Source organism: Brenneria populi (genome assembly GCF_036016195.1).
In the GTDB taxonomy this organism is placed as follows: domain Bacteria; phylum Pseudomonadota; class Gammaproteobacteria; order Enterobacterales; family Enterobacteriaceae; genus Brenneria; species Brenneria populi.
Genome location: NZ_JAYWTM010000004.1, coordinates 106,233 through 132,057, shown reverse-complemented (window position 1 = coordinate 132,057; position 25,825 = coordinate 106,233). Strand labels below are relative to the sequence as shown.

General features: G+C 60.8%; 28 protein-coding genes and 1 riboswitch. Of the genes, 20 read left to right on the top strand and 8 right to left on the bottom strand.

All coding sequences use genetic code 11. The features are described from left to right. Positions 1-198 precede the first annotated feature (198 nt). The 5 genes from VSX58_RS05355 to VSX58_RS05335 form a co-directional block, all read right to left on the bottom strand. The gene (locus VSX58_RS05355; RefSeq protein ID WP_327617200.1) at positions 199-1,305 is read right to left on the bottom strand and encodes a DmpA family aminopeptidase; all 1,107 of its coding nucleotides are present in this window, start codon (positions 1,303-1,305) and stop codon (positions 199-201) included. An 8-nt stretch (positions 1,306-1,313) separates the two neighbouring features. Beyond that, complete coding sequence (locus tag VSX58_RS05350; RefSeq protein ID WP_327617199.1) at positions 1,314-2,156, bottom strand: ABC transporter permease; 843 nt, start codon at positions 2,154-2,156, stop codon at positions 1,314-1,316. After that, positions 2,146-3,060: an ABC transporter permease gene (locus tag VSX58_RS05345; RefSeq protein WP_327617198.1), complete on the bottom strand. Its 915-nt coding sequence runs from the start codon at positions 3,058-3,060 to the stop codon at positions 2,146-2,148. Before VSX58_RS05345 ends, VSX58_RS05350 begins: the two co-directional genes overlap by 11 nt. Positions 3,061-3,068: 8 nt before the next feature. Then, entirely contained in the window at positions 3,069-4,190 is a 1,122-nt protein-coding gene (locus tag VSX58_RS05340; protein ID WP_327617196.1) for an ABC transporter ATP-binding protein, read from the bottom strand. 107 nt (positions 4,191-4,297) lie between these two features. Then, positions 4,298-5,353, bottom strand: coding sequence for a polyamine ABC transporter substrate-binding protein (locus VSX58_RS05335; protein WP_327617195.1), 1,056 nt, complete (start codon positions 5,351-5,353; stop codon positions 4,298-4,300). A gap of 192 nt (positions 5,354-5,545) precedes the next feature. Between VSX58_RS05335 and VSX58_RS05330 the strand changes: the two genes are divergently transcribed. From VSX58_RS05330 to VSX58_RS05320, 3 genes are all read left to right on the top strand, one after another. Next, entirely contained in the window at positions 5,546-6,382 is an 837-nt protein-coding gene (locus VSX58_RS05330) for a MurR/RpiR family transcriptional regulator (protein ID WP_327617194.1), read from the top strand. 179 nt (positions 6,383-6,561) lie between these two features. Next, positions 6,562-6,726: a hypothetical protein gene (locus VSX58_RS05325; RefSeq protein ID WP_327617193.1), complete on the top strand. Its 165-nt coding sequence runs from the start codon at positions 6,562-6,564 to the stop codon at positions 6,724-6,726. A gap of 219 nt (positions 6,727-6,945) precedes the next feature. Beyond that, entirely contained in the window at positions 6,946-7,398 is a 453-nt protein-coding gene (locus VSX58_RS05320) for a hypothetical protein (protein WP_327617192.1), read from the top strand. Positions 7,399-7,457: 59 nt separating this feature from the next. Here VSX58_RS05320 and VSX58_RS05315 read toward each other — a convergent pair whose 3' ends face one another. From VSX58_RS05315 to VSX58_RS05305, 3 genes are all read right to left on the bottom strand, one after another. Beyond that, entirely contained in the window at positions 7,458-8,318 is an 861-nt protein-coding gene (locus VSX58_RS05315; protein WP_327617191.1) for a GHMP family kinase ATP-binding protein, read from the bottom strand. After that, complete coding sequence (gene cobD / locus VSX58_RS05310) at positions 8,311-9,384, bottom strand: threonine-phosphate decarboxylase CobD (protein ID WP_327617190.1); 1,074 nt, start codon at positions 9,382-9,384, stop codon at positions 8,311-8,313. The genes VSX58_RS05315 and cobD overlap by 8 nt, the downstream gene beginning before the upstream one ends. Positions 9,385-9,461: 77 nt before the next feature. Further along, entirely contained in the window at positions 9,462-10,520 is a 1,059-nt protein-coding gene (locus VSX58_RS05305; protein ID WP_327617189.1) for an NAD(P)-dependent alcohol dehydrogenase, read from the bottom strand. A 142-nt stretch (positions 10,521-10,662) separates the two neighbouring features. After that, a riboswitch (cobalamin riboswitch) is annotated at positions 10,663-10,889 on the top strand. A gap of 124 nt (positions 10,890-11,013) precedes the next feature. On the opposite strand from VSX58_RS05305, the gene VSX58_RS05300 reads away from it, so the two are divergent. The 17 genes from VSX58_RS05300 to VSX58_RS05220 all read left to right on the top strand — a co-directional run bounded on the left by VSX58_RS05300 (position 11,014) and on the right by VSX58_RS05220 (position 25,544). Beyond that, a complete protein-coding gene (locus tag VSX58_RS05300; protein ID WP_327617188.1) occupies positions 11,014-12,426 on the top strand; it encodes a cobyrinate a,c-diamide synthase in 1,413 nt (470 codons plus the stop codon). Then, on the top strand, positions 12,423-13,394 hold the full coding sequence (cbiB, locus tag VSX58_RS05295) for an adenosylcobinamide-phosphate synthase CbiB (protein WP_327617187.1): 972 nt from the start codon (positions 12,423-12,425) through the stop codon (positions 13,392-13,394). The genes VSX58_RS05300 and cbiB overlap by 4 nt, the downstream gene beginning before the upstream one ends. Before the next feature lie 11 nt (positions 13,395-13,405). Next, positions 13,406-14,050, top strand: coding sequence for a cobalt-precorrin-8 methylmutase (locus VSX58_RS05290; RefSeq protein ID WP_327617186.1), 645 nt, complete (start codon positions 13,406-13,408; stop codon positions 14,048-14,050). Continuing rightward, positions 14,047-15,198, top strand: coding sequence for a cobalt-precorrin-5B (C(1))-methyltransferase CbiD (gene cbiD, locus VSX58_RS05285; RefSeq protein ID WP_327617185.1), 1,152 nt, complete (start codon positions 14,047-14,049; stop codon positions 15,196-15,198). The genes VSX58_RS05290 and cbiD overlap by 4 nt, the downstream gene beginning before the upstream one ends. Beyond that, positions 15,195-15,794, top strand: coding sequence for a cobalt-precorrin-7 (C(5))-methyltransferase (locus tag VSX58_RS05280; RefSeq protein WP_327617184.1), 600 nt, complete (start codon positions 15,195-15,197; stop codon positions 15,792-15,794). The genes cbiD and VSX58_RS05280 overlap by 4 nt, the downstream gene beginning before the upstream one ends. After that, entirely contained in the window at positions 15,787-16,356 is a 570-nt protein-coding gene (locus VSX58_RS05275; RefSeq protein ID WP_327617183.1) for a decarboxylating cobalt-precorrin-6B (C(15))-methyltransferase, read from the top strand. The genes VSX58_RS05280 and VSX58_RS05275 overlap by 8 nt, the downstream gene beginning before the upstream one ends. Beyond that, the gene (locus VSX58_RS05270) at positions 16,349-17,158 is read left to right on the top strand and encodes a cobalt-precorrin-4 methyltransferase (RefSeq protein WP_327617182.1); all 810 of its coding nucleotides are present in this window, start codon (positions 16,349-16,351) and stop codon (positions 17,156-17,158) included. The genes VSX58_RS05275 and VSX58_RS05270 overlap by 8 nt, the downstream gene beginning before the upstream one ends. Continuing rightward, complete coding sequence (gene cbiG, locus VSX58_RS05265) at positions 17,139-18,212, top strand: cobalt-precorrin 5A hydrolase (protein ID WP_327617181.1); 1,074 nt, start codon at positions 17,139-17,141, stop codon at positions 18,210-18,212. The genes VSX58_RS05270 and cbiG overlap by 20 nt, the downstream gene beginning before the upstream one ends. After that, entirely contained in the window at positions 18,212-18,937 is a 726-nt protein-coding gene (locus VSX58_RS05260; protein ID WP_327617180.1) for a precorrin-3B C(17)-methyltransferase, read from the top strand. Before cbiG ends, VSX58_RS05260 begins: the two co-directional genes overlap by 1 nt. Beyond that, entirely contained in the window at positions 18,934-19,728 is a 795-nt protein-coding gene (locus tag VSX58_RS05255) for a cobalt-precorrin-6A reductase (RefSeq protein ID WP_327617179.1), read from the top strand. Before VSX58_RS05260 ends, VSX58_RS05255 begins: the two co-directional genes overlap by 4 nt. A 1-nt stretch (position 19,729) precedes the next feature. Further along, positions 19,730-20,524: a sirohydrochlorin cobaltochelatase gene (gene cbiK, locus VSX58_RS05250; protein ID WP_327617178.1), complete on the top strand. Its 795-nt coding sequence runs from the start codon at positions 19,730-19,732 to the stop codon at positions 20,522-20,524. Continuing rightward, positions 20,524-21,234, top strand: a complete 711-nt coding sequence (locus VSX58_RS05245) for a cobalt-factor II C(20)-methyltransferase (protein WP_327612547.1) — start codon at positions 20,524-20,526, stop codon at positions 21,232-21,234. The genes cbiK and VSX58_RS05245 overlap by 1 nt, the downstream gene beginning before the upstream one ends. A 258-nt stretch (positions 21,235-21,492) precedes the next feature. Further along, positions 21,493-22,224 (top strand): cobalt ECF transporter S component CbiM, encoded by a 732-nt coding sequence (gene cbiM, locus VSX58_RS05240; protein WP_327617177.1) that lies wholly within the window; start codon positions 21,493-21,495, stop codon positions 22,222-22,224. A 1-nt stretch (position 22,225) separates the two neighbouring features. Continuing rightward, entirely contained in the window at positions 22,226-22,507 is a 282-nt protein-coding gene (locus tag VSX58_RS05235) for an energy-coupling factor ABC transporter substrate-binding protein (protein WP_327617176.1), read from the top strand. Next, on the top strand, positions 22,494-23,171 hold the full coding sequence (locus tag VSX58_RS05230) for an energy-coupling factor ABC transporter transmembrane protein (RefSeq protein ID WP_327617532.1): 678 nt from the start codon (positions 22,494-22,496) through the stop codon (positions 23,169-23,171). The genes VSX58_RS05235 and VSX58_RS05230 overlap by 14 nt, the downstream gene beginning before the upstream one ends. A 13-nt stretch (positions 23,172-23,184) precedes the next feature. Next, positions 23,185-24,000 (top strand): ATP-binding cassette domain-containing protein, encoded by an 816-nt coding sequence (locus VSX58_RS05225; protein ID WP_327617175.1) that lies wholly within the window; start codon positions 23,185-23,187, stop codon positions 23,998-24,000. Further along, positions 23,997-25,544: a cobyric acid synthase gene (locus tag VSX58_RS05220; RefSeq protein WP_327617174.1), complete on the top strand. Its 1,548-nt coding sequence runs from the start codon at positions 23,997-23,999 to the stop codon at positions 25,542-25,544. The genes VSX58_RS05225 and VSX58_RS05220 overlap by 4 nt, the downstream gene beginning before the upstream one ends. Positions 25,545-25,825 lie beyond the last annotated feature (281 nt).

The window sequence follows — 25,825 nt, the reverse complement described above, 5'->3', positions numbered from 1 at the left end:
CCATCATTCTTGTTTCCTTGCCGTCATCCCCGCGCAGGCCGTCTCTTAGTCTCAACTCAGGAAGAGACTACGGGCAACAGGTTGTTTTCCCTTTGGCGTAAAGGGGCTGAGTCGGGGGAGACCTTTAAGAGGGCCGTCGCGGATTGCGAGCGCCGTCGGGTTTAAAACGACAGGTAAATAGCCCTCACTGGATACAGGCTAAGAGACGATCGCGGATGGATTCATGCGTTTCACCACCTCATACAGCGCCTGGGGGTCGATAGCTTTACATATCCCGACCGGCTTTTGCATCGGCGCATCTTCCGCGGCAAGCAGCGCGTTGATAACCGCTTCGTGCGTGCAATCGACCGCCGACTGATAGATCGCATCGAAACACTCATCATTCAGGTACTGAAAAGAGCGGTGCGCCGCCGCGATCTGCGGCAGCTCGCCGGCATTCGCAGTACTGAACGCCAGAAAAATGTCGCCGGAATTATTGCCCCCGGGACTCCCGGAGCGGGCGATCCCCAGCGCCGCCCGCCGGGCTAAACGCTGAAGCTGGTGCGGCATCAGCGGGGCGTCCGTCGCCAGTACCACGATGATTGACCCCCGTTCGCGCAGCAACGCCGACGGCGGCGGCGGCGCGATCAGCGTTCCGACCGGCACGCCGAATAGCTCAAGCCAATCCCGCTGGCCGTAATTGGCCTGCACCAGGCTCCCTAGCGAGTATTGGCGATCCTCAATGGCAAAGCGACGCGACGCGGTGCCGGTTCCGCCCTTGAAGCCATAACAGATCATACCGTTGCCGCCCCCCACGTTGCCTTCAGGCGGCGTGCCGGAGCGCGCCGAATTAAGCGCGCATAAGGCGTCCTCCCGGGTAACGTGCAGCCCGTTAATGTCGTTGATAACGCCATCATAGGTTTCGGCCACCACCGGCATAGCCCAGATATGATGCGCTTCCCAGGTAGCGCGGTACTGGGTCAGCATCCACTCCACGGCCGCCTGATGGACGGCGCCGACCGAATGGGTATTGGTCAGGCAAACCGGGCCGACAAAGTAGCCGCCGTCCTTTATCCAATGAACTCCCGTCATTTCGCCGTTGCCGTTTAGCGCATCGTAGCCCGCCCATACCGGCTGCGGCTTGGCCTGGTATCCCCGGGGCAAGATCGCGGTGACGCCGGTTTTTATCCGTTTGCCGTCCCGGCTGACGCCGTCGAGCGTGCGATAGCCGACCAGTACGCCGTCGACATCGGTGATGGCGTTATATTTTCCTGTGGCGCCGGGAAAGCGTAATCCCAATTGGCGGGCTCTGAGTTTGGCCATCATGACTTTCCTTATTTATTTTCATTTCTGTTTCTAAGATAGAGTCCCGCCGCGGCGATCAGCAGCGATATAATAATCAACAGCGTGGCGATCACGTTGATTTCCGGCTTTATTCCGCGCCGGATCATGCCGTATATCTGTACGGGAAGCGTGGTGGCGTCAACGCCGGAGATAAAATAGGTGATGACCAGATCGTCCATCGAGATAATAAACGCCAGCAGCGCGCCGCCGATAATGCTGGGCAATAACATCGGCAGCGTAACGCGCCGGAATGTGACCCAACCGTTGGCGCCCAAATCGTAAGAGGCCTCTTCCAGCCGGGTATCCATGCCCGCCAGCCGGGCGCTGACAATCAGAAAAACATAGCTGCACAAAAAGGTGCAGTGGCCGAGAATAATCGAGGTTCTTCCCAAGGGGACGCCGGCATTGACGAAAAAAATCAGCAGCGCGATGCCTAATAGGATATCCGGCATCATCATCGGCATATACAGCAGGAACCGATAGAAGCCTCGTAGATAAAAACGGTAGCGCATTAACGCCAGCGCGGTCATGGTGCCGATTATCGTCGAAATAGCGGTGGTGATCAGGGCGATGATCAGGCTGTTTTTTAATGCGTTAAGCACCTGTGCGGTGGAATCGATATATAGCGCATTGTCCGATAAATTATTGCTGACGCCGAACAGCGATAAATACCAGTCAATACTGAATCCCTGCCATACCATCATATTAATGGGGTTGGCGTTAAAGGAGTAAACCGCAATCAGAAAGATAGGAAGATAAAGAAAAATAAAGAACAGAATGCCATAACAGTTAAATAGCCATGTTATGAGCCGTGAAAAAATATTACGCTTCATTTTTCCTCCCGTTCGATACGCCGCCGGCGTGGGAATAGCGGCTGCTTAGACAGAGATAGATCAACAGTACGCATAGCACCATCGACATCAGCAACATGGCCAACGCCGCGCCAAACGGCCAGTTTCTGGCGGAGAGAAACTGCTGTTCGATTAAACTGCCGATCATCACCACCTTCGCCCCTCCCAGCAGCGACGGCACGATAAAATTTCCGAGGCTGGGAATAAACACCATAATGGAGCCGGAAATTACGCCGGGCAGCGTCAGCGGGAAAATAACCCGGCAAAAGGTTTTTACCCGGTTGGCGCCCAGATCGTAGGAGGCTTCGATCAGGCGCGAATCCAGCCGTTCGACGCTGGCGTAAACCGGAAGAAACATAAAGGGAATATAGATATAGGCCATGCCGATCAACACCGCCTGTTCGGTATAAATCAGATCCAGCGGCTGGGCGATCGCTCCTAGAGCCTGTAGCAGGGTATTAAGAAATCCGCTCGGACGCAGAATAAGCACCCAGGCATAGAGGCGTACAATCAGGCTGGCGAAAAACGGCAGCGTGATAAGGAAAAGTAAAAAGTTGCGTATCCTGGGCGATTGGCTCCTTACCCAGAATGCGATCGGGTAACAGATAAGCAGCGAAACGATAGCGCTCATCAGAGCAATGCGAAAAGAGGTCAGAATAATTTTTAAATAGAGAATATCGAACTCTTCCTGGGTGCCGTCCGCCCAGCCCAGTATGCGGCCATAGTTATCGGAGTAATAGCTCCACTCCACGCCGCCATACATGCCCGGCGCGAGTACGCTGAATACCGCCATGATCGCCAGTGGAATAAACAGACAGACTCCCAGCAACAGCGTGATCGGCGATAGCAGCCCGATAAGCGGAAATGATTTTTTCCATTGACTCATGGGTATCCTCAACGCGGCAATAGATGACAAGCGGCAGCGGCATACCACAGTGTGATGCGGCTGCCCGGCGCCAAATCATCGTGAGCGGAGTCGGTCAGGCGGATCAGCGCCTTGACGGTATCCCCCCGATCGGCGTGCACAATAACCTCGATATCGCTGCCCATAAAGATCGTCTGGCTGATAACGCCGCTCACTTCGCCATAGCGCGTCTGGCCGCTATCGGGCCTGACGCGATGGAAATGCTGAGGCCGCAGCAACAGCCATAGGCGCGTCCCCGTTTGGTACGGCTGACGCTCTTCGGCCAGCCAGGCGTCCCCGGTTTCACTGGTTAGCCGCAGCGTGCCGCAGTCCATTTTCTCTGCGATCTCCACGGCGATCATATTGCCTTCCCCGATAAAACCGGCGACAAAAGGGTTGGTCGGCGTATGGTAAACGGCCGTCGGCCTGTCGTTCTGCTGTATTTTCCCGCCGTTCAGCACGATGATCCTGTCGGACATGGTCAGCGCCTCATCCTGATCGTGGGTGACGAAAATAAATGAGATGCCGAGCTCGGCCTGCAGGCGCTTAAGCTCGAGCTGCATGCTTTTACGCAGGCTGCGATCCAGCGCGGACAAAGGTTCATCCAGCAGCAGGAGCGTCGGGCGATTAATAATGGCGCGCGCCAGCGCCACGCGCTGCTGCTGGCCGCCGGAGAGCTGGGCGGGGCGGCGCTTTTCCATATTCAGCAACCCCACCATTTCCAGCGTTTCGGCCACGCGGCTATTCCGCTCCTGACGCAGTACGCCGCGGATATCCAGACCATAGCCGACATTGTCCGCCACGCTCATATGGGGGAAGAGGGCATAGCTTTGAAACACGGTATTCACCGGCCGCAAATGCGGCGGTATATCATTCATTTTTTTCCCTAAAATCAACAGATCGCCGGCATCCAGCCGTTCGAACCCGCTAATAATCCTCAGCAGCGTGGTTTTGCCGCATCCGGAGGGGCCTAGCAGCGTAACGAACTCATTGTCCCTGACCGAGAAAGAGAGATCGTCCAGCGCCTTAACGCTATTGCCCTCGGGGGTTTGATAATATTTAACGGCTTTTTCAAGCGACACGACGGTGCGAAATTGGCGGTCATGACTCATTGTCTATTCCCAGTAGCGAGCGTCCCGGTGCGGGGCATTGACGTTGGCGTATGGCTAGCGCGCGATTTTACGGCGCGCATCGGGTCGGCCGGCGCGCGCCGGCGGAGCTAGTTGGCGCTGCGGAATTTCGTCCAGGTGCGGTCATACAGGCGCAGGCCTTTGCCCAAATCGTCGAATATCTGCAATTTCTGACGGATCTCTTCCGGCGGATTGGCGGCCGGATTATTTTTCAATGCATCGGGAAGCAGCGCCACGGCATCGCGGTTCGGCGTACCGTTCATCTGCTGCGCGGTATTCATCGCGGCGATTTCAGGCTTCAGGAAGAACGCCATAAATTTTTTCGCATTCTCTTTGTTGGGCGCGTTGGCCAGTACGCACATATTCTCCTGATACATGGTCGCGCCCTCATCCGGAATGACGTACGCCAGATTTTCCGGATCCTGCGACACATACATCAGCGCGCCGACGAAATAGTGGGCCGCCGCCACATCGCCGGATTGCACCAGCGGAATGCTTTCATAGGTCAATGCGGAGATTAACGGCTTACGCGCGGTTAGCCAGTCGGACGCCAGCTTGAGATCGTCAGGATTGGTGCTGTTGACGGATTTATGGTTAACGATTAAGCCGACGCCCAGCGTTTCGCGCATATCATCAAGCATGATCACCTTTTTCCCTTTCTCGGCTTCGCTGAAGAAGTCTTTCCAGGAAGTAATCGGCTTATCGACTTTTTTCTTATTGTAGAAAATACCGACGCTGCCCCAGGCGTAGGGCAGACAATATTCGCCGGCGGGATCGCTTTTGGCGCGTAAAAATACCGGGTCGATATGTTTAAAGTCGGGCGAGCGGTTAATATCCGTACGCGCCAGCAGCTTCAGCGCCGCCATGGCGTCCTGCATGTGCACCGAGGGGAATACGATATCGTAGCCGCTGGCTCCCGCCTGTATTTTGGCCAGCATCTCTTCATTGCTGCCGTAGGTGTCGAGTTTTACATTAATGCCGGTTTCCTGGGTAAAGCGCGTCAATACTTCCGGGTTAATGTAGTCCCCCCAGTTATATAGCCGCAGCTCGCCGGCGGCTTTCGCCGGTAAGCTGCTGAATGCGCAAGATAACGTTACCCCGAAAATGATGCTCTTCATCCAACTTGTTTGGTTAATGATGTACATTTTTCTTCTCCGGTGGGCTTGCTGTTTAGCAATGGGGACTAAACTGATAGAGTGTTTGACAGAATTCTGTCGTTTCCTGTTTTTTTGCAATTAATATGCCAGAAAAAGATCGGCGCACGGCTTGGTGGTATTTTTATGTCATCTTTTTTTATCTGGTATTTATATGTCTTTCTTTATTAAGGAGGTAACAAGATGCTTGATGCCAGACTGGAGAAGCTGGAAGGCAATCTGACGCCGTCGGAAAAGACGTTGTGGGCCTATATCAACGCCAATCTTGAGAATATCGCCTTCGAAAATGGTGCGACGCTTGCACAAAAAAGTGGCGTTAGCCCGAATACCGTCAGCCGCTTCTGTCGCCGCCTGGGCTACAAGGGGTTGAAAGGGCTGAAAGAGGATCTGCGCGATGAGGTGCGGGTAAAGTCATTGCTGAATACCACGTTGCTTGAGCGCGTCGAACAGCAAAACGATGACTTAACCGTTCATCTTAATAATGAGATAGCGGCGTTGGTTAAGTTTTGGGAGCAAATCGGCAGCGAACGCTGGCAAGAAATTGTTCAGCGCGTAAGCCAGGCGGAGCGCGTTTTCGTTTGCGGCTTCCAGACGATCCGCGGTCTGACGGAGGATTTCGCCAACCGATTGTCGCTGGTCAGATCCAATGTCGAGTTTCTTGATATTTATGGCGGCGTATTGGGCGGATGGATTGATAGCGATGACAAACGGTGCTGCGTCCTGCTCATCGATATCGCTCCGTATGCCGATGCGGGCATCGCCTTTGCTAATGAATGTATGCGGGAAAACGCCGATCTGGTGGTTTTCACCGATGAGTATGGCATCGCCAAATATATGAATACGCCGCATATCGTCACCATTACCACCAAAACCGGCTTGATACTGGAGTCCACCGCCGGGTTGGTGAATGCGCTGAACGTGCTGCTGCACTGCGTGGCGAGCCGCAACCGCGATAAGCTAAAACAGCGCCTGGCGCGCTTCGAAAGCCGCGTGAAACGTCTGAATCTCTATCGCACATGAGCCGCCGGCGCCGGCTGATGCATCGCCTGAAATCAGGAAGGCGTTTTGATTGATACAGAAATAAGTAGGCTGATGTAACATAATGTTTATAAGCATATTTTCAGGATGATTCCGCATTGTTTGCCGATGGTTGCCCTCCTATTATTCGCTGGTGATATCCCATCAACACTGAGGTGAACATGAGTCGTATTTTTAAAATCATTGGGGTGATTACATTAATCACGGCGCTGAGCGGTTGTCTGTTTCCGCCTCCGGGTGGCGGCGGCGGCGGCGGCGGTCATGGCGGCGGCCCCGGCGGTCCTGGTTTCCAGGATGCGCACGGCAGTCAGATGGGGCCGCGCTAAGTTTTTATCCTTTAGACCAGCAATCGATACTATTGGCAGGCAGGTTTTTCCTGCCTGTTTTTTTATGGCGGACGTTCTGCCCCTCACCCTGCGGGCCGCCGCGCTTTTCTTTAGCTCGCTGATAGCGATAATGATGCTAACGCTATGATAGCGATGCTATTATGCCCCTCTCTTTCATTGCGTTTAAGATAACGATTGTCTGAATACAGGAACGGAATAATGCAAAAATTACGTTATATACTCGGTCTGGTCGCGATACTTTTATTGGCGCAGATGGCGGGAATCAGCGCTGTTTATGCGGAAACGCCGCGGCCGCCGATCGCCAATATCGTGAAGGCCTATCAGGGAGCGGAAGGCGCGCAGATCTGGACATTGCGCATTGGCGAGCCCGCCGAATCGCAGGCGCTGGTGCAGATCACCGGCATCGATCATCACTGGAACGGCAAGATCCAGAAGATGAATGTCGAAAAACTCGCCAATAGCACCCGTTACTGGCTGAACGTAGACGGTAAGAAGTTTGTCGCGCTGATATTGAATCAAGGCTACGGCGAACTCTATCTGCCCGGCGAAGCGCAGCCCGTGCAAATCGGCTATAGCAAAAACCTGTCCGAGCAGGGGAATGCGGAAGCCTTTCTGACCGACTATCTACAGCAGCCGGCTGGCGATAAATAACCCCCTGCCTCGTCCCCGCAATCATTAGGCGGGGCGCCGCTTTTTCCGACGGCGCGCCGTTAGCGCACGCCGCCGGCGACCATCGACAGCAAATATTGCCGCGGGTAGTGCCGCGTAATTCCGCGCCGATGCAACTGGCGGCATACCTTCTCGACATCGTGGCGGCGGCGGTCGAGCAGCAGCCCGACCACGCTGCCGCTGTGCGCCACGTTCAGACCGTAAAGGCCGTTGGTTTCCACCGCATCCAGCAAATCGTTAAAGGCCGGTTTGATTAGCAGTCGCTGGCTGGCGATGGCGCTGAGGGTACAGGCGTCTCCCAGCCGGTGGCGATCTTGCGCCGCCGCGGCCGAGCGGAATAGCCGCCAGGCGCGCTCCAAGCGATCCGCCTGCAGCAATAGCGCCCGGCGGCGATCGCGGCGGTGATAATCGGCGGTGTTCAGGGTTTGCGGGCTTTCCAGCAGCAAAATATCGATATCCGGCTGCCAGTCGCAGGCGATCGCGGTCGCCGCCGTCTGGTGATCGAACAGCGTGAGCCGGCGGAATAGCGTGCTGTCGGTAGGCTCCAGGCGGACGCACAGCGCGGCGAGCGCCGTTTCATCCAGCGTGCCGCCGAGATGGCGGGCGGCGGCCAGCGCGGTCGCGGCGATATCTGCGGTACTGCTGGCCATCCCTTTCGCCACCGGAATGGTGGAGTTGAAGTCAATGCGCAGCCCGCGCGCCGCATCCGCCGGGAAGCCGAAGCGGAGCAGTACGCTTTCCAGCATTTGCCGCATGCGCGGGCGTTCGTTCAACCCCGGTTTGCCGTCGGTGATCGACACGCTGCAAAACCAGTCCACCGGGCAGGAGATCAGCTTCTCTCCGCCGAGTATCCAGCCCTGAATCAGCTCGCCGCAGGAGGCGGGGCAGCGCGCTTCAGCCACGGCCGAAAACTTGACGTAAGGCGGCGATCAGCCGCCGGTTATCGCCGTCGCTTTTAACGGCGACCCGATAGTGAGCGGCGCTCAGGCCGGGGTAGTTGGCGCAGGAGCGAATAAGAATCCGCCGTTCCAGCAGCGCGTGCTGGAGGTCGATTTCCGGCCGCAGGCAGCGCAGAAAAATATAGTTTGCCGCCGGCCGCCAGACCTGAAGTTCGGGGATGGCAGCCAGCTCCCGGTAAAGCCGGGGTTGCGCGTCGGCCAGCCAGCTGCGGGTCGCATCGATATAGGCGCGGTCGTCGAGAATCATTTCGCCCGCCAGCGCGGCGAACGCATTGATTGTCCAGGGCTCCCGCGCGCGCTTCATCGCGTCGACGCCCTGGCGATCGCCGCTGACCAGATAGCCGAGGCGCAGGCCGGGAATGGCGAAAAACTTGGTCAGCGAGCGTAAAATATAGAGCCGGGGGAAGGCGGATAGGTGTGGAATCAGCCCCGGCGCATCCGGCAGAAAATCGATAAAGGCTTCATCCACGATCAGCGCGGTATCGCGCCGGCGGCAGCGTTCGGCGACGGCCAGCACCAGCCGGGCGTCGGGCATCAGGCCGGTCGGATTATTGGGCGTGGCGAGAAACAGGCAGTCGTAATGCGCGTCGTCGAGCGCGGCCAGCAGGCGCGCGTCGGGCTGAAAGCCGTCCGCTTGCGTCATCGCATACTCGTCGATGACGCAGCCGACCCGCCGCAGGGCGCGGCGGTACTCGGCAAATCCCGGCGTCAGCAGCAGCGCCCGGCGCGGTTGAAGATAGTGCGTCACGGCATAAATCAGTTCGGTGGCGCCGTTGCCCGCGATAATATTCTCCACCTGGCAGCCGTGAGCGCGGGCGAGCGCGCCGTGCAGCTCGCGGTATTCCACGTCGGGATAGCGCTGCGCGCGCTCCAACTGGCCGACTATCGCGGCTTTTAGCGAAGCCGGCATGCCCAGCGGATTGATATTGGCGCTGAAGTCGATGATATCGTCGGTATTCGCGCCGATCCTCAATGCCATTTCCAGTATATTGCCGCCGTGTTCGCTCATGGTATCGCCATCTTTTTGCTGCCCATTTTGGGCATCAGGGTAGCATAAGCGAAGGAACGGCGGCCAATGCCGCCGGGTCAGAAACTCGCTTTCAGCGAAGCCATCTCAATGACGAAGCGATAGCGCACATCGCTTTTCAGCATACGTTCGTAGGCGGCGTTGATATCCTGCATCCTGATCATCTCGACATCGCAGCTGATGCCGTGTTCGGCGCAGAAATCCAGCATCTCCTGGGTTTCCTGAATGCCGCCGATCAACGAGCCGGCGATGGCTTTGCGGCCCATCACCAGCGACGCGCTGTGTACCGTCGGTTCAATCATCTCAATCAGGCCGACCAGAATCAGCGTGCCGTCGAGCGCCAGCGTGGCGAGATAGGGGTTGAGGTCGTGCTGCATCGGCACCGTATCAAGGATAATGTCGAAACGGCCGGCGGCCGCCTTCATCTGCGCGTCATCGGAAGAGATGACCACGTTATCCGCGCCCAGGCGGCGGGCCTCCTGCTCTTTCCCTTTGGAACGGGTGAACAGCGTAACCTCCGCGCCGAGAGCCTTGGCGAACTTCAGCCCCATATGTCCCAGACCGCCCAGACCGACGACGGCGACCTTATCGCCGGGGCCGACATTCCAGTGTCTTAAGGGCGAATAGGTGGTGATCCCGGCGCACAGCAAGGGCGCGGCGGATTGCATATCCAGCTTGTCGGACAGGCGAAGCACGAATTTATCGGCAACGATAATACGTTCGGAGTAGCCGCCGAAGGTCGGCTGGCCGTCGTGACGATCGACGGCGCCGTAGGTCAGAGTGGCCCCTTCATGGCAATACTGTTCCAGCCCCCCTTCGCAGGCGTCGCAGCGTTGACAGGAGTCCACCATACAGCCGACGCCGACCCAGTCGCCCTCTTTAAACCGCGTTACCGCTTTACCCACGCCGGCCACCTTGCCGATGATTTCATGCCCGGGAACGATGGGGTATACGCTGCTTTTCCATTCGTTGCGCGCCATATGGATATCGGAGTGACACACGCCGCAATAAATAATGTCGATGACCACATCATCTTCCCGCGGGTCTCGGCGGACGAATTGGTGCGGGACTAACGGGCTGGCGGCATCAAGCGCGGCAAAACCATGTATATTTTGCATTGCGATTTCCTCTCTATTTATTGCACGACATCAAGGGATACTCTCCGCGATCCAGTATGATGCATACTAGGTTGTCATGCGTTATGAATTTGTGAGGTATCCCGTCGATAACGGGATGATGAGTAGATAAACGGATGTAAATAAAAATGTATCGCCGTCAGGTAAGACGCCCTCCATCCGACGCGGATGGAGAGATCTTATCAGGGAAGGGGGTGTGAATCCCCCGCAGCCCCCGCTGCTGTGATGCCGACGAACCCGTATCCCCCTGGATGTCAATCATGAAAGGGGAGGCCACTGATCGAGACGATTGGGAAGGCGCGGGGGAGGATGACGCTAAGCCAGAAGACCGACCTGACAGCTATACCCGTAGGGTATATAACCTTATTCAACTCCTTCGGTGGGAAGCGGGTTGTCATGCGATGCGCACCGCGGCGATGCCGGCGGCGCGTGCGCTTTTGACACCGTATTCCCGGCCGAAACGTCGGGATTTTTTATGTCGGGCTTAAGTCAAATAAAACCGGTCGGGTCCGGTGCGCATAAAAAGGCGTTTGTTATCGCCGGCACCGGCAGCGGATGCGGTAAAACCACCGTGACGCTGGGAATTCTGCGGGCGCTGATGCGGCGTGGGGTCGCCGTTCAGCCGTTCAAAATCGGCCCGGATTATCTGGATAGCGGCTGGCACAGCGCGGTGTGCGGCGTGGCCTCCCGTAATCTGGACGCCTTTATGCTGCCGGCGTCCACCCTTAACGGCCTGTATAACCAGCATATGCGCCGCGCCGAGGTGGCGGTGATCGAAGGCGTCATGGGGCTGTACGACGGTTACGGCACGGATCCCGATTATTGCAGCACGGCGGCGATGGCCAAGCAGCTGGGGTGCCCGGTGATTTTACTGGTGGACGGCAAGGCGGCATCGACGTCGGTGGCGGCCACCGTGATGGGCTTTTGCCGTTTCGATCCCGCGCTGACCATCGCCGGCGCGATCGTTAATCGCGTCAATTCGGCGCAGCACTACGCGCTTATTCGTCACGCCATTGAGCACTACTGCGGCATCCCGGTGCTGGGGCGGCTGCCGGTGATGGATGACGTCGCTCTGCCTTCCCGCCACCTCGGCTTGATACCCGCGCAGGAGCGGGTTAATGACGATCTCCGCTGGCAGCGGCTGGCGCGGCAGGTTGAGGAAACCGTCGAACTGGATCGTCTGCTGGCGCTGTGCGGCGATGCGCCATCGCCCGCCGGAGAGGCGCCCGTTCTACCCGCCGCTGCGCTGGCCGACGGTCTGACGCTGGCGCTGGCCGATGACGAGGCCTTCAATTTCTACTACCCGGACAACCTGGATCTGCTGGAGCAGGCCGGGGTGCGTATCCAACGTTTCAGCCCGCTTCACGACCGCCGGCTCCCCGACTGCCAGATGATCTATATCGGCGGCGGCTACCCGGAAATTCACGCGCCGCGGCTGGCGGCCAATACCGCGATGCATCGCGCCCTGCAAGACGCGCATCGGCGCCGTATTCCGCTGTATGCCGAATGCGGCGGGCTGATGTATCTGGGCTCCGCTCTGACCGCGCCGGACGGGCGGCGTCACGCGATGGCCGGCATTCTGCCCGGCGAGAGCGTCATGGGAAAACGGCTGACCCGCTTCGGCTACTGCCAGGCGCGGGCGACGCGCGATACGCTGCTGGCGGCGGCGGGCGAAACTCTGCGTGGCCATGAATTTCATTATTCCGACTTTTCCAGCTCGCTGCCCCCGGTTTTAGCGTGCGCCAAATGGCGCGACGGCGCCGTCGTCCAGCAGTGGCAGGGCGGCTATCAGATCGAACAGACCTACGCCGGCTATCTGCATATTCATTTCGCCCAGCGGCCGGGGCTGCTCGATCGTTGGCTGAGCGCCGCCCGGAGGCAGCGATGAGCCCGACGCTCGCCGCCTGGTTCGCCGCTTTCCTGCTCGATTGCTGGTTGGGCGATCCGCCGCGCTGGCCGCACCCGGTGCGCTGGATCGGCGCGCTGATCGCCTGGCTGCAGCGTGGCATTCGCGCCCGCTGCCGCAGCGAACGGGCGCTTAAGGCCGGCGGCGCCGTACTGTGGCTGGCGGTGGTGAGCGCCGCCTGGGCGGTAAGCTGGGGCGTGTTGACGCTGCTGACGTCGCTGCATCCGTGGCTCGGCTGGCTGGCGGAAGTCTGGATGATTTACACCTGTCTGGCGGGGCGCTGCCTGAGCGACGCGGCGCTGGCGGTGCACCAGGCGCTGCGGCAGGGAACGCTGGCGGAGAGCCGTCGCCGGCTCTCGTGGATCGTCGGGCGCGATACCTCGCGTCTTGAACGGCCGCAAATTACCCGGGCGGTGGTGGAAACCGTGGCCGAGAACAGCATCGACGGGGTGATTGCGCCGCTGTTTTTCCTGCTGTTGGGCGGCGCGCCGCTGGCGATGGCCTACAAGGCGGTGAATACCCTGGATTCGATGGTGGGCTACAAAAACCCGAAATACCGGGCGATCGGCTATGTTTCCGCCCGCATGGACGATCTGGCGAACTATCTCCCCGCGCGGCTGGGGTGGCTGCTGCTGGCGGCGGCGGCCTGGCTGCTGAAAGAGGACTACCGGCAGGCGTGGCGCATCGGCTGGCGCGATCGCTACCGGCACGCCAGCCCCAACTGCGCCTGGTCGGAGGCGACGGTGGCCGGCGCGCTGGGCGTGCGGCTCGGCGGTCCGAATACCTATTTTGGCGAGCGGGTAGAAAAACCCTGGATCGGCGATGCGCGGCGGGAGATCGCGCTGAGCGATATCCCGCGCAGCGTCAACCTGATGAGAGTGGCTTCTTTACTGGCGTTACTGCTGTTTAGCGCCGCCTATTTTCTGCCGTCGGCGATATTGGCGGCATAAGGAACAGAGCGATGAACTATCTTCAACAACCGCAGGATATCGAACGGCAAAGTTTCGCCATCATCGGCGACATTATCGCCGATGAGCGTCCCGATTACCGTTTCGCCGATGCGGATCGGGAAGCGATCGTTAAGCGCGCGATCCACACCACGGCGGATTTCGACTGGCTGGACACCCTCTATTTTTCGCCGCATGTGGTGGAAGGCATCAAGGCGGGCCTGCGCGCCGGCTGCACGCTGTATACCGATACCACCATGGCGCTGTCGGGCATCAATAAAACGCTGCTGGCGCAATTCGGCTGCCAGTGCCGCTGTTTTATCAGCGATGCGCGCGTGGTTGAGCGGGCGAAAGCCGAAAATATCACGCGCTCGATGGCCGCCGTGGACGTGGCGCTGGAAGAGCCCGGCGACAAGCTGTTTGTCTTCGGCAATGCCCCCACCGCGCTGTTTCGGCTGCTGGAGCACGCGGCGGCGAAACCGGACTCGGCGCTGGCGGTTATCGGCGTGCCGGTGGGGTTTGTCGGCGCGGCGGAGTCGAAGGAGGCGCTGATAACCAGCTCGCTCTCCTGTATCGCCGCGCGCGGGCGCAAGGGCGGCAGCAATGTGGCCGCCGCCATCGTCAACGCCATTCTGTATCGTATGCGGGAGAGCCAGTGAACGCCGATGTGCAAAAACCGTCAATAGGGCTGGATAGCGTCTGGCACAACGGCAAGCAATACCGCAAGGGCTATACCACCGGCTCCTGCGCCACGGCGGCAGCGAAGGTGGCGGCGCTGATGGTGCTGCGCCAGCAGACGATCGATCAGGTCTCCATCGTGACGCCTTCGGGCGTGACGCTGTATCTCAATGTCGAACAGCCGTTGATTGAAGGAGGGCAGGCGACGGCGGCGATCCGCAAAGACGGCGGCGACGACGTGGACGCCACGCACGGCATGCTGATTTTTGCCCGCGTCACCCTGAACGACGGGGGAGATATCCATATCCGCGGCGGCGAGGGGGTGGGCACCGTCACGCGCAAGGGCATCGGCCTGCCGATCGGCAGTTCGGCGATTAACCGCACGCCGCTGCAAACCATTGAAGCCGCGGTGCGCGAGGCGATCGGCCCGACGCGCGGCGCGGAAATCGAAATTTTCGCCCCGGAGGGCGAGGAGCGGGCGAAGAAAACCTATAACGGACGCCTGGGGATCCTCGGCGGGATTTCGATTATCGGCACCACCGGAATAGTAACGCCGATGTCGGAAGAGAGCTGGAAACGCTCGCTGGCGCTGGAACTGGAGATGAAACGCGCCGCCGGGGAAGACAAAGTCATTCTGGTGCCCGGCAACCACGGCGAACGCTTCGTGCGCGAACAGCTTGGGCTGGACGGGCGCAGCGTGGTGACCATGAGCAACTTCGTCGGCTATATGCTGCAGGAAACCGTCAGGCTTAAATTCCGCCATGTGGCGCTGATCGGCCACCTCGGCAAGCTGATTAAAGTGGCGGCGGGCATTTTCCATACCCACAGCCATATCGCCGACGGGCGCATGGAGACGCTGATCGCCAATCTGGCGCTGATGGGCGCGCCCCATGAGGTCCTGCTGGCGGTGAATCAGTGCGATACCACTGAAGCGGCGATGGAGGTGATCGCCCGGCACGGCCTGGAGGCGGTGTATGAGCGTATCGCCCGGCGCATTCGTCAACGGGTAAACGATATGATGCGATTCTCCAATACGCCGCCGCATATCGACGTCGTCCTGTTCTCTTTCGATAACCAGGTGCTGGGCGCCAACCGGCCGCTGGCGGACATTGTGGAGGCATTGCGATGATCGTGGTGGTGGGCATCGGCCCCGGTTCCCTGGCGCATCTGACGCCGCAGGCGCAGCGGGCGATCGCCGCCGCGGAGATCCTGGTGGGCGGCGCGCGCCATCTGGCGCTATTCCCCGATTTTAACGGCGAGACCCGCAGGCTGGACGCCGATCTCGACGGGCTGATGACCTGGCTCGACGCGCGCAAGTCGCGCCGGGTGGCGGTGCTCGCCTCCGGCGACCCATTGCTGTACGGCATCGGTAAGCGCCTGTCCGCCCATTTCGCCGCGGATGAACTGCTTATCGTGCCCGGCATCAGCGCCGTGCAGTATCTGTGCGCCCGTATCGCGCTGGATATGAATGATATTTATCTCACCAGCAGCCACGGGCGGGCGCCCGATTTCGACTGGCTGCTGCGGCACGACAAGGTGGCGATGGTGACCGACAGGCATATCGGCCCGCGCGCCATCGCCGACGCCATCCTGCAACGAAACCTGACGCGCACGCTGATTATCGGCGAAAACCTCTCCCTGCCGGATGAACGTATCCATCGTCTGGCGCCGGAGCAGGTGGCGCAGCGCTATGACATGAACGTAGTGGTGATCCTCAATGAATGATGATGAATTTTTACGCGGCCAGCGGGTGCCGATGACCAAAGAGCCGGTGCGGCTGCTGGCGCTGGAGCGGCTGGAGCTGGGCGGCGCGCGCCATCTGATCGACGTCGGCGCCGGCACCGGCAGCGTGTCGCTGGAGGCGGCGCTGCGTTTCCCGCGGCTGCAGGTGACCGCCATTGAGCGCAATCCGGCGGCGCTAACGCTGATTGAAGAGAATCGCCGGCGCTTTGGCTGCGACAACGTGGAGATTATCGCCGGCGCCGCGCCGCTGCCGCTGGAATCTATGGCGGATGCGGTGTTTATCGGCGGCAGCGGCGGGCAGTTAACGGCGCTTATCGACTGGTCGCTGGCGCATTTACATCCCGGCGGCCGGCTGGTGCTGACCTTTATTCTGCTGGAGAATCTGCATACGGCGCTGACGCACCTGCAGGCGCTGGGCGTGGCGGCGCTGGCCTGCACGCAGCTTCAGGTCGCGTCGCTGACGCCGCTCGGCGGCGGCCACTATTTTAAACCGAACAATCCTACCTATCTTATTTCCTGCTGCAAGGAGGGAACTGATGTCTGAACATAGCGAGACACGGCGACAGGTGAATCAACGCCGGACGTTTGATGCCGGCAAAATCTGGTTTGTGGGCGCCGGGCCGGGCGACCGCGAACTGATTACGCTCAAAGGCTACCGCCTGCTGCAACAGGCCGATGTGGTGATCTACGCCGGTTCGCTGATCAACACCGAATTGCTCGAATACTGCCGGCCGCAGGCGGAGTGCCGCGACAGCGCCGGGATGACCCTTGAGCAGATCGTGTCGCTGATGGTGAATAGCGCGCGCGCCGGCAAGCTGGTGGTGCGGCTGCAAACCGGCGATCTGTCGCTGTACGGATCGATTCGCGAGCAGAGCGAAGCGCTGGCGCAGCAGGGCGTCGGCTTTGTCTCCGTTCCCGGCGTGAGCGCGTTTCTCGGCGCGGCGGCGCAGCTCGGCGTGGAGTATACCGTGCCGGAGGTGGCGCAGAGCCTGGTGATCACCCGTATCGAAGGACGTACGCCGATGCCGCCGCTGGAACAGCTGGAGGCGTTTGCCGCCCACCGGACGTCGATGGCGATCTTCCTGTCGGTACAGGATATCGACGGGGTGGTGGCGCGTTTGACCGCCGGCGGTTATCCGGCCGATACCCCGGTGGCGGTGGTCTACAAGGCCACTTGGCCGGAAAGCCGCACGGTACGCGGCACGCTGGCCGATATCGCGCAGCAGGTGCGGGCGGCCGCCATCCGCAAAACCGCGTTAATTCTGGTCGGCGCCTTTCTGGGGGAGGAGTACCACTACTCCAAACTCTATGACGCGGAATTCAGCCATGAATACCGTCAGGCCTGAATCCAGCGCCGTTTTCTGCCTGACGCCCGGCGGCGTGCGCCTGGCGCGGCGTTTGCGCGCGCATCTGCCGCAGCTGACCTGTTTTACCAGCGAGAAGCTGCTGGAGCCGGGCTTTACGGCGTTTAACGGCGGCTTCGGCGAGACGCTGCGCGACGCGTTCAGCCGTTATAGCGCGCTGATTGTGGTGGGCGCGACCGGAATAACGGTGCGGGTTATCGCGCCGCTGCTGCGCGATAAGCTGACCGACCCGGCCGTGGTGGTGATTGACGAGCGGGGAGAGCATGTGATCAGCCTGCTCTCCGGCCATGTCGGCGGCGGTAACGCGCTGACCCGCTATCTGGCGGACGTTTTGGGCGCCGATCCGGTGATCACCACCGCCACGGATGTCAATCAGATGGCGGCGCTGGATACGCTGGCGCAGCAGCTGGACGCGGAAATGCGCGATTTCCGCCGCGCGGTGAAAGCGGTGAATCATCTGCTGGTCAGCGACGGCCGCGTCGGCCTGTGGTGGGACGCATCCCTGCATGAAGAGCGGTCGCGCTGCGATACGCGCGGTTTTATCGCGCTGGAGAGTCTGGAGGCGCTGCCGCCGCTGGATGCGCTGGTGTGCGTGACGATGGCGGACGCGTTGCCTGACGTTTTATCGACGCAGTGCCCGCGGCCGACCTTCAAACTGGTGCCTAAGCGGGTAGTGGCGGGGATCGGCTGTCGCCGGGCGACGCCGCTGCCGACGCTTGAATCGCTATTGTCGCAGCAGCTGGCGGAAAACCATTTTGATGCGCTGGCGCTGCGCGCCATCGGCAGCATCGACATTAAGCGGGATGAACCGGCGTTGCTCCAGCTGGCGCAGCGCCGGCGCGTACCGTTCGAGCTATTCGGCGTTGATGAGCTGCGCCCGCATGCGCGGCGTTTTCCCGCTTCCGAATTCGTGCGCCGCACGGTGGGCGTCGGCAGCGTTTCACAACCGGTCGCCTGGCTGATGAGCGGCGGCAATCCGGTTGGCCATACCCTGCGTCGGCAGGGGGTCACTATTACCCTGGGAGTATCGCACTAATGTTAACCGTAATCGGCATCGGGCCGGGCAGTGAAGCCATGATGACGCAGGAGGCCGTCGCGTCCATCCGCGCAGCGGACATCGTGGTGGGCTACAAAACCTACACCCATCTGGTGAAGCCGTTAACCGGCGATAAACAGGTGATCAAAACCGGGATGTGCAAAGAGATCGAACGCTGCCAGACGGCGATCGATCTGGCGCAGGCCGGGCATAACGTGGCGCTGATCAGCAGCGGCGACGCCGGCATTTACGGCATGGCCGGGCTGGTGCTGGAGCTGGTCGGCCAGCAGCGGCTGGATCTGGAGGTCAGGCTGGTAGCCGGCATCACCGCCAGCATCGCGGCGGCGTCGCTGCTGGGGGCGCCGTTAATGCACGATTTTTGCCATATCAGCCTGAGCGATCTGCTGACGCCGTGGCCGGTGATTGAAAAGCGCATCGCCGCCGCCGCCCAGGCCGACTTTGTTATCTGTTTCTATAATCCGCGCAGCCGCGGCCGGGAAGGGCATCTGGCGCGCGCCTTCGAGCTGATGAAGCCCTGGACCGCGCCGCAAACGCCGGTCGGCGTGGTCAAAGCCGCCGGGCGTAAGAAAGAGGAGAAATGGATCACCACCTTCGGCGAAATGGATTTCACCCCGGTGGATATGACCAGTCTGGTGATTGTCGGCAATAAAACCACCTACTGCCGCGACGGGCTGATGATCACGCCTAGAGGCTACGTACTGTGAGCGATGCGCTCATCCACGTATTCGGCGGCACCAGCGACGCCCGGCTGATTTGCCAGGCGCTGGATGAGGCGGGCGAACCTTACCGCCTGTCCGTCGCCACCGAGACGGGAAAACAACTGGCGTGCGGCATCGCCGGCGAGGTGGTGGTCGGACGCATGGATGCGGATCAGATGGCGGCTTATCTCGCCGCCCGGGGCGTTCGCTGGGTGATCGACGCCTCCCACCCTTACGCCGATGCGCTGCACGCCAATGTGGCGGCCGCCTGCCGCCGGCTGCGGCTGCCGCTGACGCGCTATCGGCGCCCCAGCGAGATCGACGCCTTCGACCATCCGCTGCTGCATAAGGCGGCAAACCTTGAGGCGGCCTGCGCCGTCGCCCGCCGGCTTGGGCCGCGAGTGCTGCTGACCACCGGCAGTAAAGAACTGGCGCAGTACCGGCGAAACCTGCCGGATAAACAGCTGCTGGTTCGGGTATTGCCGACCGCGGCGGTGCTGGCGCAGTGCGAAGCGCTGGGGCTGGGCGTGGAACAGATTATCGCCCAGTGCGGGCCGTTCAGCGCGGCGTTTAATCAGGCGCTGTATCAGCACTGCCGGCCCGATGTGGTGATCACCAAAGAGTCCGGCGCGCCGGGCGGCTATCAACAAAAGGTCGCGCCCTGTCTGGCATTGAATATTCCCTGCATCGTGATATGTCGCCCCGCCGTGGCGGATGACGAGCCGTCGGATGGGATCGCCTCGCTGGATGAATTTACCCAGCGTTTATCCGTCTGGCGGACACACCGAGGATCGTAAAATGAAAAAAGCGTTATTGATTATCAGTTTCGGTACCAGCTACCCGCAAACGCGGGAGAAGAATATCGACGCCTGTGAACGGTTTCTGGCGGACTCTTACGGCGATCGCCGTCTTTTCCGGGCGTTTACCTCGGAGATGATTATCCGCAAGCTGCGGGAGCGCGACGGCCTGCAGATCGACAATCCCGCCCAGGCCTTGCGGCGGCTAGCGGAGGAGGGCTATCAGGATGTGGCGATCCAGTCGCTGCATGTGATTAATGGCGACGAGTACGAGAAGGTGGCGGCGGAAGCGCGCGCCTGGCTTCCGCATTTCCAACGGCTGGCGCTGGGTACGCCGCTGCTCAGCGGCTTTGACGACTATCAGCAATTGATGAGCGCGCTGGAAACGCAGATGCCGCCGCTGGCCGCCGACGAACGGGTGGTGTTTATGGGGCACGGCGCCAGCCATCACGCCTTTTCCGCCTATGCCTGTCTCGATCATCTGATGACGGCGCGCGACTTTCCGGCGCTGGTGGGGGCGGTGGAGAGCTATCCGGAGATCGGCCATATCATCCGGCGTCTGCGGCAGCAGGGGGTGCGCCGGGTGCATCTGATGCCGTTGATGCTGGTGGCGGGGGATCACGCCATCAACGATATGGCGTCGGATGAGGCGGATTCGTGGAAATCGCAGCTTGAAGCGGCGGGCATTGCAACCCGCTGCTGGCTGCAAGGGCTGGGCGAGAATGCGCACGTCCGGCGTATGTTCGCCCGGCATCTCGACGCCGCGCTGAACCCGAAACGACAGGAGGCGGCGTAATGAGCGGCAGGCTGTATGCATTAGGCGTCGGCCCCGGCGCCGGCGATTTGATCACCGTGCGCGCCGCGCGTCTGATCGGCAAGCTCGATATTCTCTATGCGCCGGCGGGACGTAAGGGCGGCGACAGCCTGGCGCTCTCCATCGTGCGCGAGTATTTGTCGCCGCAGACGGAGATCCGCACCACCCATTTTCCGATGAAGGCGGACGACGCGGAGAAAGAGGCGGTGTGGGACGCGATCGCCCGGCAGCTGACGGACGAGGTGGCCAACGGCAGGCAGGTCGGTTTTATCACGCTGGGCGACGCCATGCTATTCAGCACCTGGGTCTTTTTGCTGGCGCGCATCGGCCGCCAGCCGTGGCTGGAAATCGTGCCGGGCGTCACCTCGTTCGCGGCGATCGCCGCGCGTTCGGCGCTGCCGCTGGCGATGGAGCGGCAGTCTATGGCGGTGATGTCCTGCACCGCGCCGCAAGCGGAGTTGGAACGGGCGCTGCTGACGCACGACTGCGTGGTGCTGATGAAGGTCTACGGCCGCTTCGCCGCGGTGCGCGCGCTGCTGGCGCGTCTCGATCTGTTCGATCACGCCCTGCTGATGGCCGACGCCTCGCTGCCGGGCGAGCAGTGCTGGCGGCGGCTGGATCAGGTTGACGACGATCGGCCGCTGCCCTATTTCTCGACGATTTTGGTCAATAAACAGTGGCGCAGCGAATAACGGTCCAACCCACTTGCAGGGCATGACGGATTTTGCCGTTACATGGCGTGATTTCAGCCGCAAGTCCGGGTTCGTAGGGGGGCGTTTGAACCACCCTGCGTCGGGCGCGTGCTATGACGTAGCAGGTAAATGATGGCCTTGTCGCGCACGAAATATTCTCCGATGCGGCATATCCCATTTATGGGGAGCCTTCATGGGGAGAGAAGAAACAAGAAATGGGTATTTACGCAATAATTGACACGGTCTGAGAGGTACTCAGTGGAACAACAGCTAAAGAAACTCTCGCTATCGGGTTTGGCGATAGCGCTATTGCTGATGCTGACGCCGCAGGAGGCGTTCGCCATGCATATTATGGAAGGATTCCTGCCGCCGATATGGGCGCTGGCCTGGTGGGCGCTGTTTCTGCCCTGCCTATTCGCTGGGCTGGCGCGTCTGCGCAACATCATTAGCGAAGACGGCAATCAGAAAGTTCTGCTGGCGCTGTGCGGCGCGTTTATTTTCGTGCTCTCCGCCCTTAAGATCCCGTCGGTGACCGGCAGCTGTTCGCATCCGACCGGCGTCGGCCTGGCGGTGATTCTGTTCGGCCCGGTGGTGGTGGCGGTGCTGGGGGCGATCGTGCTGCTGTTTCAGGCGCTGCTGCTGGCGCACGGCGGCCTGACGACGCTCGGCGCCAACGGGATGTCGATGGCGGTTATCGGGCCGATCGTGGGTTATCTGGCGTGGAAACTGGCGTGTAAGGCCGGGATCCGCCGCGACGTCGGGGTTTTCCTGTGCGCCATGCTGGCGGATCTGGCGACCTATCTGGTGACCTCGCTCCAGTTGGGCGCGGCCTTTCCCGACCCGCAGCTGGGCGTCGGCGCGTCGATGATGAAATTTATGGGGGTCTTCTGTCTGACGCAGGTGCCGATCGCTATCGCCGAAGGGCTGCTTACCGTGATGATTTACGACCAGTTAACCAAGCGTCGGCTGATTCATGCCGGGAGTCGTTAAGATGAAAAAGAATTTAATTCTGCTGGCGCTCACCGTCGCGCTGGTGATCCTGCCGTTTTTTATCAACCACGGCGGCGAATATGGCGGTTCCGACGGCGAGGCCGAAGCCTTGATTACGCAAACCGCGCCGGACTATCGGCCCTGGTTCCAGCCGCTGTATGAGCCGGCCAGCGGCGAGATTGAAAGCCTGCTGTTTACCCTGCAGGGATCGCTGGGGACGGCGGTGATTTTCTACATTCTCGGCTATTACCGCGGCAAGCGCAGCGATGATGCTGGGAATTGACAAACTGAGCTATCAGAGCCGCTGGCGGCAGGTCGATCCGCTGCGCAAGCTGGCGCTCTATGGCCTATTCCTGCTGCTGGCGATGATCTGTCCGCCGCTGTACCAGGCGCTGTTGCTGGCGTTTATCGCCGCGCTGACCTGCTGGCTGCTGCGCGTCGGCCCGCTGCGCTACCTGAAGTGGCTGTCGCTGCCGTTGGGCTTTCTGCTGGCGGGGGTGGCGACGATCGTGCTATCGGTTTCACGCCAGCCGGAAACGCTGTGGTGGGGCGTCCGTCTGGGATCCTTCTGGCTGGGCGTCGATCCCGCCGGCGCACATACGGCCAATCAGACCTTCTGGCGCAGCCTGGCGTCGCTGTCGGCCACCTTCTGGTTCGTGCTGAATACGCCCTTTCCGCAGCTGATCCGTATCCTGCAGCGCTGCCGGGTGCCGACGCTACTGACGGAGCAGATCCTGCTTACCTGGCGCTTTATCTTTATTTTCCTCGATGAGGCGCAGGCTATCCGCCGCGCGCAGTCGCTGCGTTTTGGCTATTCGTCGCTGGGAAGCAGCTACCGTTCGCTCTCCATGCTGGTTGGCATGCTGTTTACCCGGGTGATGATACGCTATCAGCAGATGACGATCGCGCTGGAGATCAAACTGTACCGGGGAGAGTTCCCTCTGTGAGAAGAGAAACGCTATGCTGACGACCCGACAATTGAATTTTCGCTATCAGGATGAGCCGGCGCTGCGCGATCTGTCGCTGGATTTTACGCGTCACGCCGTCACCGGGGTGATCGGGGCGAACGGCTGCGGCAAATCGACGCTGTTTATGAACCTGACCGGCATTCTGCGTCCGCAGAGCGGCGCGGTGCTGTGGAACGATCGGCCGATCGATTACGGCAAAGCGGGGCTGCGCGCGCTGCGTCAGCGCATCGCCACGGTGTTTCAGGATCCGGAACAGCAGATCTTTTATACCGATATCGACAGCGATATCGCGTTCAGCCTGCGTAATCTCGGGGTCGATGAGGCGATCGTCGCCGAGCGGGTGGAGCGGGCGTTGACGCTGGTGGACGCGCAGGCGTTTCGCCATCGGCCGATTCAGTACCTGAGCCACGGCCAGAAAAAACGCGTCGCCGTCGCCGGGGCGCTGGTGATGGAGGCGCCTTATCTGCTGTTGGATGAGCCCACCGCCGGGCTCGACCCCGCCGGACGCGAGCAGATGATCGCCATCATCGAGCGGATTGCGGCGCAGGGAAAACGGGTGATTATCTCCAGCCACGATATCGATCTGATCTACGCGGTGTGCGGCTATGTGTACGTATTGGCGCACGGGCGTCTGGTTGGCGAAGGGGAGAGCGCCGACCTCTTTTTGCAACGGGAACGGCTGCGGGCGGCCGCGCTGACGCAGCCGTGGCTGGTCAAGCTGCATAGCGAGCTGGGGCTGCCGCTGTGTAAAACCGAACAACAGCTATTTGCGCTGCTGCGCGAGCGCGGCGCGGGAGGAAGCGCATGAGCCTGTCCATTATGCTGCAGGGAACGGCGTCCGATGTGGGAAAAAGCATGCTGGTCGCCGGCCTGTGCCGGATTTTCGCTCAGGACGGCTACCGCTGCGCGCCGTTTAAATCGCAAAATATGGCGCTGAATTCGGGGATTACGCCGCGCGGCGAAGAGATGGGGCGGGCGCAGATTTTCCAGGCCGAAGCGGCGGGCATTGAGGCCGACGTGCGGATGAATCCGGTGCTGCTTAAGCCGACCGGCGATCGCCAGTCGCAGGTGGTGCTGATGGGCAAAGCGCTCTGTAATATGGATGCGCTGACCTACCACCAATATAAGCCGCGGCTACGGCGGCGGATCGGCGAGGTATACCACAGCCTGGCCGCCGAGTATGACGTCATGGTGCTGGAAGGGGCGGGCAGCCCGGCGGAGATCAATCTGCGCGATCGGGATATCGTCAATATGGGCATGGCGGCGATGGCCGACTGCCCGGTATTGCTGGTGGCCGATATCGACCGCGGCGGGGTGTTCGCCGCCATCTACGGCACGCTGGCGCTGTTGCGCCCCGAAGAGAAAGCGCGGGTAAAAGGGGTGATCGTCAATAAATTCCGCGGCGACGTGGCGCTGCTCAAGCCGGGGTTGGCGCAGATTGAGGCCTTGACCGGCGTGCCGGTGATCGGCGTCATGCCCTGGCTGGAGGTGGATCTGGAGGATGAAGACGGCGTCGCGCTGCAGCGCGGGAAATACGCCGGCGCCGGGGAGAGGGCGCTGGAGATCGCGGTGGTGCGTCTGCCGCATATCGCCAACTTCACCGATTTTAACGCGCTGGCGGCGCAGCCGGATGTGCGTCTGCGCTATGTCGCCGACCCGTCGGCGCTGACCGGCGCCGACTTGATTATTCTGCCCGGCAGTAAAAATACCCTGGGCGATTTGCAATGGCTGCAGCGCAACGGGCTGGCGGCGGCGCTGCAGGAGCGGCATCGGGCCGGCGCGCCGATTATCGGGATCTGCGGCGGTTATCAGATGCTGGGACGGCGCATTATCGACGGCGTGGAGTCGGGCGTCGCCCGGATGGAGGGGCTGGGGCTGCTGGATATCGAAACCGCATTCGCGGCGGAAAAAATCACCACGCGGGTGAGCGGAAGCTGCCGGGCGGCGCTGCCGGGCATCGCGGCGGCCGGCGCGGAGATGCCGATCGCCGGTTATGAAATCCATATGGGCAGATCGCGCCTCGGCGGGCAGGCCGCGCCTTTTATCCGTCTGAGCCACTGCAACGGCCAAGCGATCGGGCGCGATGACGGGGCGGTTAACGCCGACGGCAGCGTGATGGGCAGCTATATCCACGGCCTGTTTGACAACGATCGCTTTACCCGCGCGCTGCTGGACCGGCTGCGTCGGCGCAAAGGGCTGGCCGCCTTCGACGGCGAGGTTTTTGACTATGCCCGCCACAAGCAGCGGCAGTTCGATATTCTGGCCGCGGCGATGCGCGAGCATATTGATATCGCGGCGATATATGGATTTATGGGGTCGGGGCGCCGCCTGCACGCTGAGGGCTCCCCATAAATTGGAATATGTCACATCGGAGAATATTTCGTGCGCGGTAAAGCCGCCATTTCTCTGCTGTGTCGTAGCACGCGCCCGACGCAGGGTGGTTCAAACGCCACCACCCTCCGGACCCGGGCTTGTGGCTGAAATCACGCCGCTGACGCGGTTCCTTCGGCGGCCGCCCCCTTTTCCGAACCGCCAGTGACGCGTTTCCGACGCGGCACTGGCTTGCGCCGCATCCTTGCGGCGCATTCGCGGGAGCATCCACCTCAGCGTGATTTCTTACGCCGAGGGGGGAA

What these genes read in the sequence shown, in the direction of transcription:
- VSX58_RS05355 (WP_327617200.1), bottom strand. Translation starts at nt 1,305, where the DNA reads ATGATGGCCAAACTCAGAGCCCGCCAATTGGGATTACGCTTTCCCGGC.
- VSX58_RS05350 (WP_327617199.1), bottom strand. Translation starts at nt 2,156, where the DNA reads ATGAAGCGTAATATTTTTTCACGGCTCATAACATGGCTATTTAACTGT.
- VSX58_RS05345 (WP_327617198.1), bottom strand. Translation starts at nt 3,060, where the DNA reads ATGAGTCAATGGAAAAAATCATTTCCGCTTATCGGGCTGCTATCGCCG.
- VSX58_RS05340 (WP_327617196.1), bottom strand. Translation starts at nt 4,190, where the DNA reads ATGAGTCATGACCGCCAATTTCGCACCGTCGTGTCGCTTGAAAAAGCC.
- VSX58_RS05335 (WP_327617195.1), bottom strand. Translation starts at nt 5,353, where the DNA reads ATGTACATCATTAACCAAACAAGTTGGATGAAGAGCATCATTTTCGGG.
- VSX58_RS05330 (WP_327617194.1), top strand. Translation starts at nt 5,546, where the DNA reads ATGCTTGATGCCAGACTGGAGAAGCTGGAAGGCAATCTGACGCCGTCG.
- VSX58_RS05325 (WP_327617193.1), top strand. Translation starts at nt 6,562, where the DNA reads ATGAGTCGTATTTTTAAAATCATTGGGGTGATTACATTAATCACGGCG.
- VSX58_RS05320 (WP_327617192.1), top strand. Translation starts at nt 6,946, where the DNA reads ATGCAAAAATTACGTTATATACTCGGTCTGGTCGCGATACTTTTATTG.
- cobD (WP_327617190.1), bottom strand. Translation starts at nt 9,384, where the DNA reads ATGAGCGAACACGGCGGCAATATACTGGAAATGGCATTGAGGATCGGC.
- VSX58_RS05305 (WP_327617189.1), bottom strand. Translation starts at nt 10,520, where the DNA reads ATGCAAAATATACATGGTTTTGCCGCGCTTGATGCCGCCAGCCCGTTA.
- VSX58_RS05300 (WP_327617188.1), top strand. Translation starts at nt 11,014, where the DNA reads ATGTCGGGCTTAAGTCAAATAAAACCGGTCGGGTCCGGTGCGCATAAA.
- cbiB (WP_327617187.1), top strand. Translation starts at nt 12,423, where the DNA reads ATGAGCCCGACGCTCGCCGCCTGGTTCGCCGCTTTCCTGCTCGATTGC.
- VSX58_RS05290 (WP_327617186.1), top strand. Translation starts at nt 13,406, where the DNA reads ATGAACTATCTTCAACAACCGCAGGATATCGAACGGCAAAGTTTCGCC.
- VSX58_RS05280 (WP_327617184.1), top strand. Translation starts at nt 15,195, where the DNA reads ATGATCGTGGTGGTGGGCATCGGCCCCGGTTCCCTGGCGCATCTGACG.
- VSX58_RS05275 (WP_327617183.1), top strand. Translation starts at nt 15,787, where the DNA reads ATGAATGATGATGAATTTTTACGCGGCCAGCGGGTGCCGATGACCAAA.
- VSX58_RS05270 (WP_327617182.1), top strand. Translation starts at nt 16,349, where the DNA reads ATGTCTGAACATAGCGAGACACGGCGACAGGTGAATCAACGCCGGACG.
- cbiG (WP_327617181.1), top strand. Translation starts at nt 17,139, where the DNA reads ATGAATACCGTCAGGCCTGAATCCAGCGCCGTTTTCTGCCTGACGCCC.
- VSX58_RS05260 (WP_327617180.1), top strand. Translation starts at nt 18,212, where the DNA reads ATGTTAACCGTAATCGGCATCGGGCCGGGCAGTGAAGCCATGATGACG.
- cbiK (WP_327617178.1), top strand. Translation starts at nt 19,730, where the DNA reads ATGAAAAAAGCGTTATTGATTATCAGTTTCGGTACCAGCTACCCGCAA.
- VSX58_RS05245 (WP_327612547.1), top strand. Translation starts at nt 20,524, where the DNA reads ATGAGCGGCAGGCTGTATGCATTAGGCGTCGGCCCCGGCGCCGGCGAT.
- VSX58_RS05235 (WP_327617176.1), top strand. Translation starts at nt 22,226, where the DNA reads ATGAAAAAGAATTTAATTCTGCTGGCGCTCACCGTCGCGCTGGTGATC.
- VSX58_RS05230 (WP_327617532.1), top strand. Translation starts at nt 22,494, where the DNA reads ATGCTGGGAATTGACAAACTGAGCTATCAGAGCCGCTGGCGGCAGGTC.
- VSX58_RS05225 (WP_327617175.1), top strand. Translation starts at nt 23,185, where the DNA reads ATGCTGACGACCCGACAATTGAATTTTCGCTATCAGGATGAGCCGGCG.
- VSX58_RS05220 (WP_327617174.1), top strand. Translation starts at nt 23,997, where the DNA reads ATGAGCCTGTCCATTATGCTGCAGGGAACGGCGTCCGATGTGGGAAAA.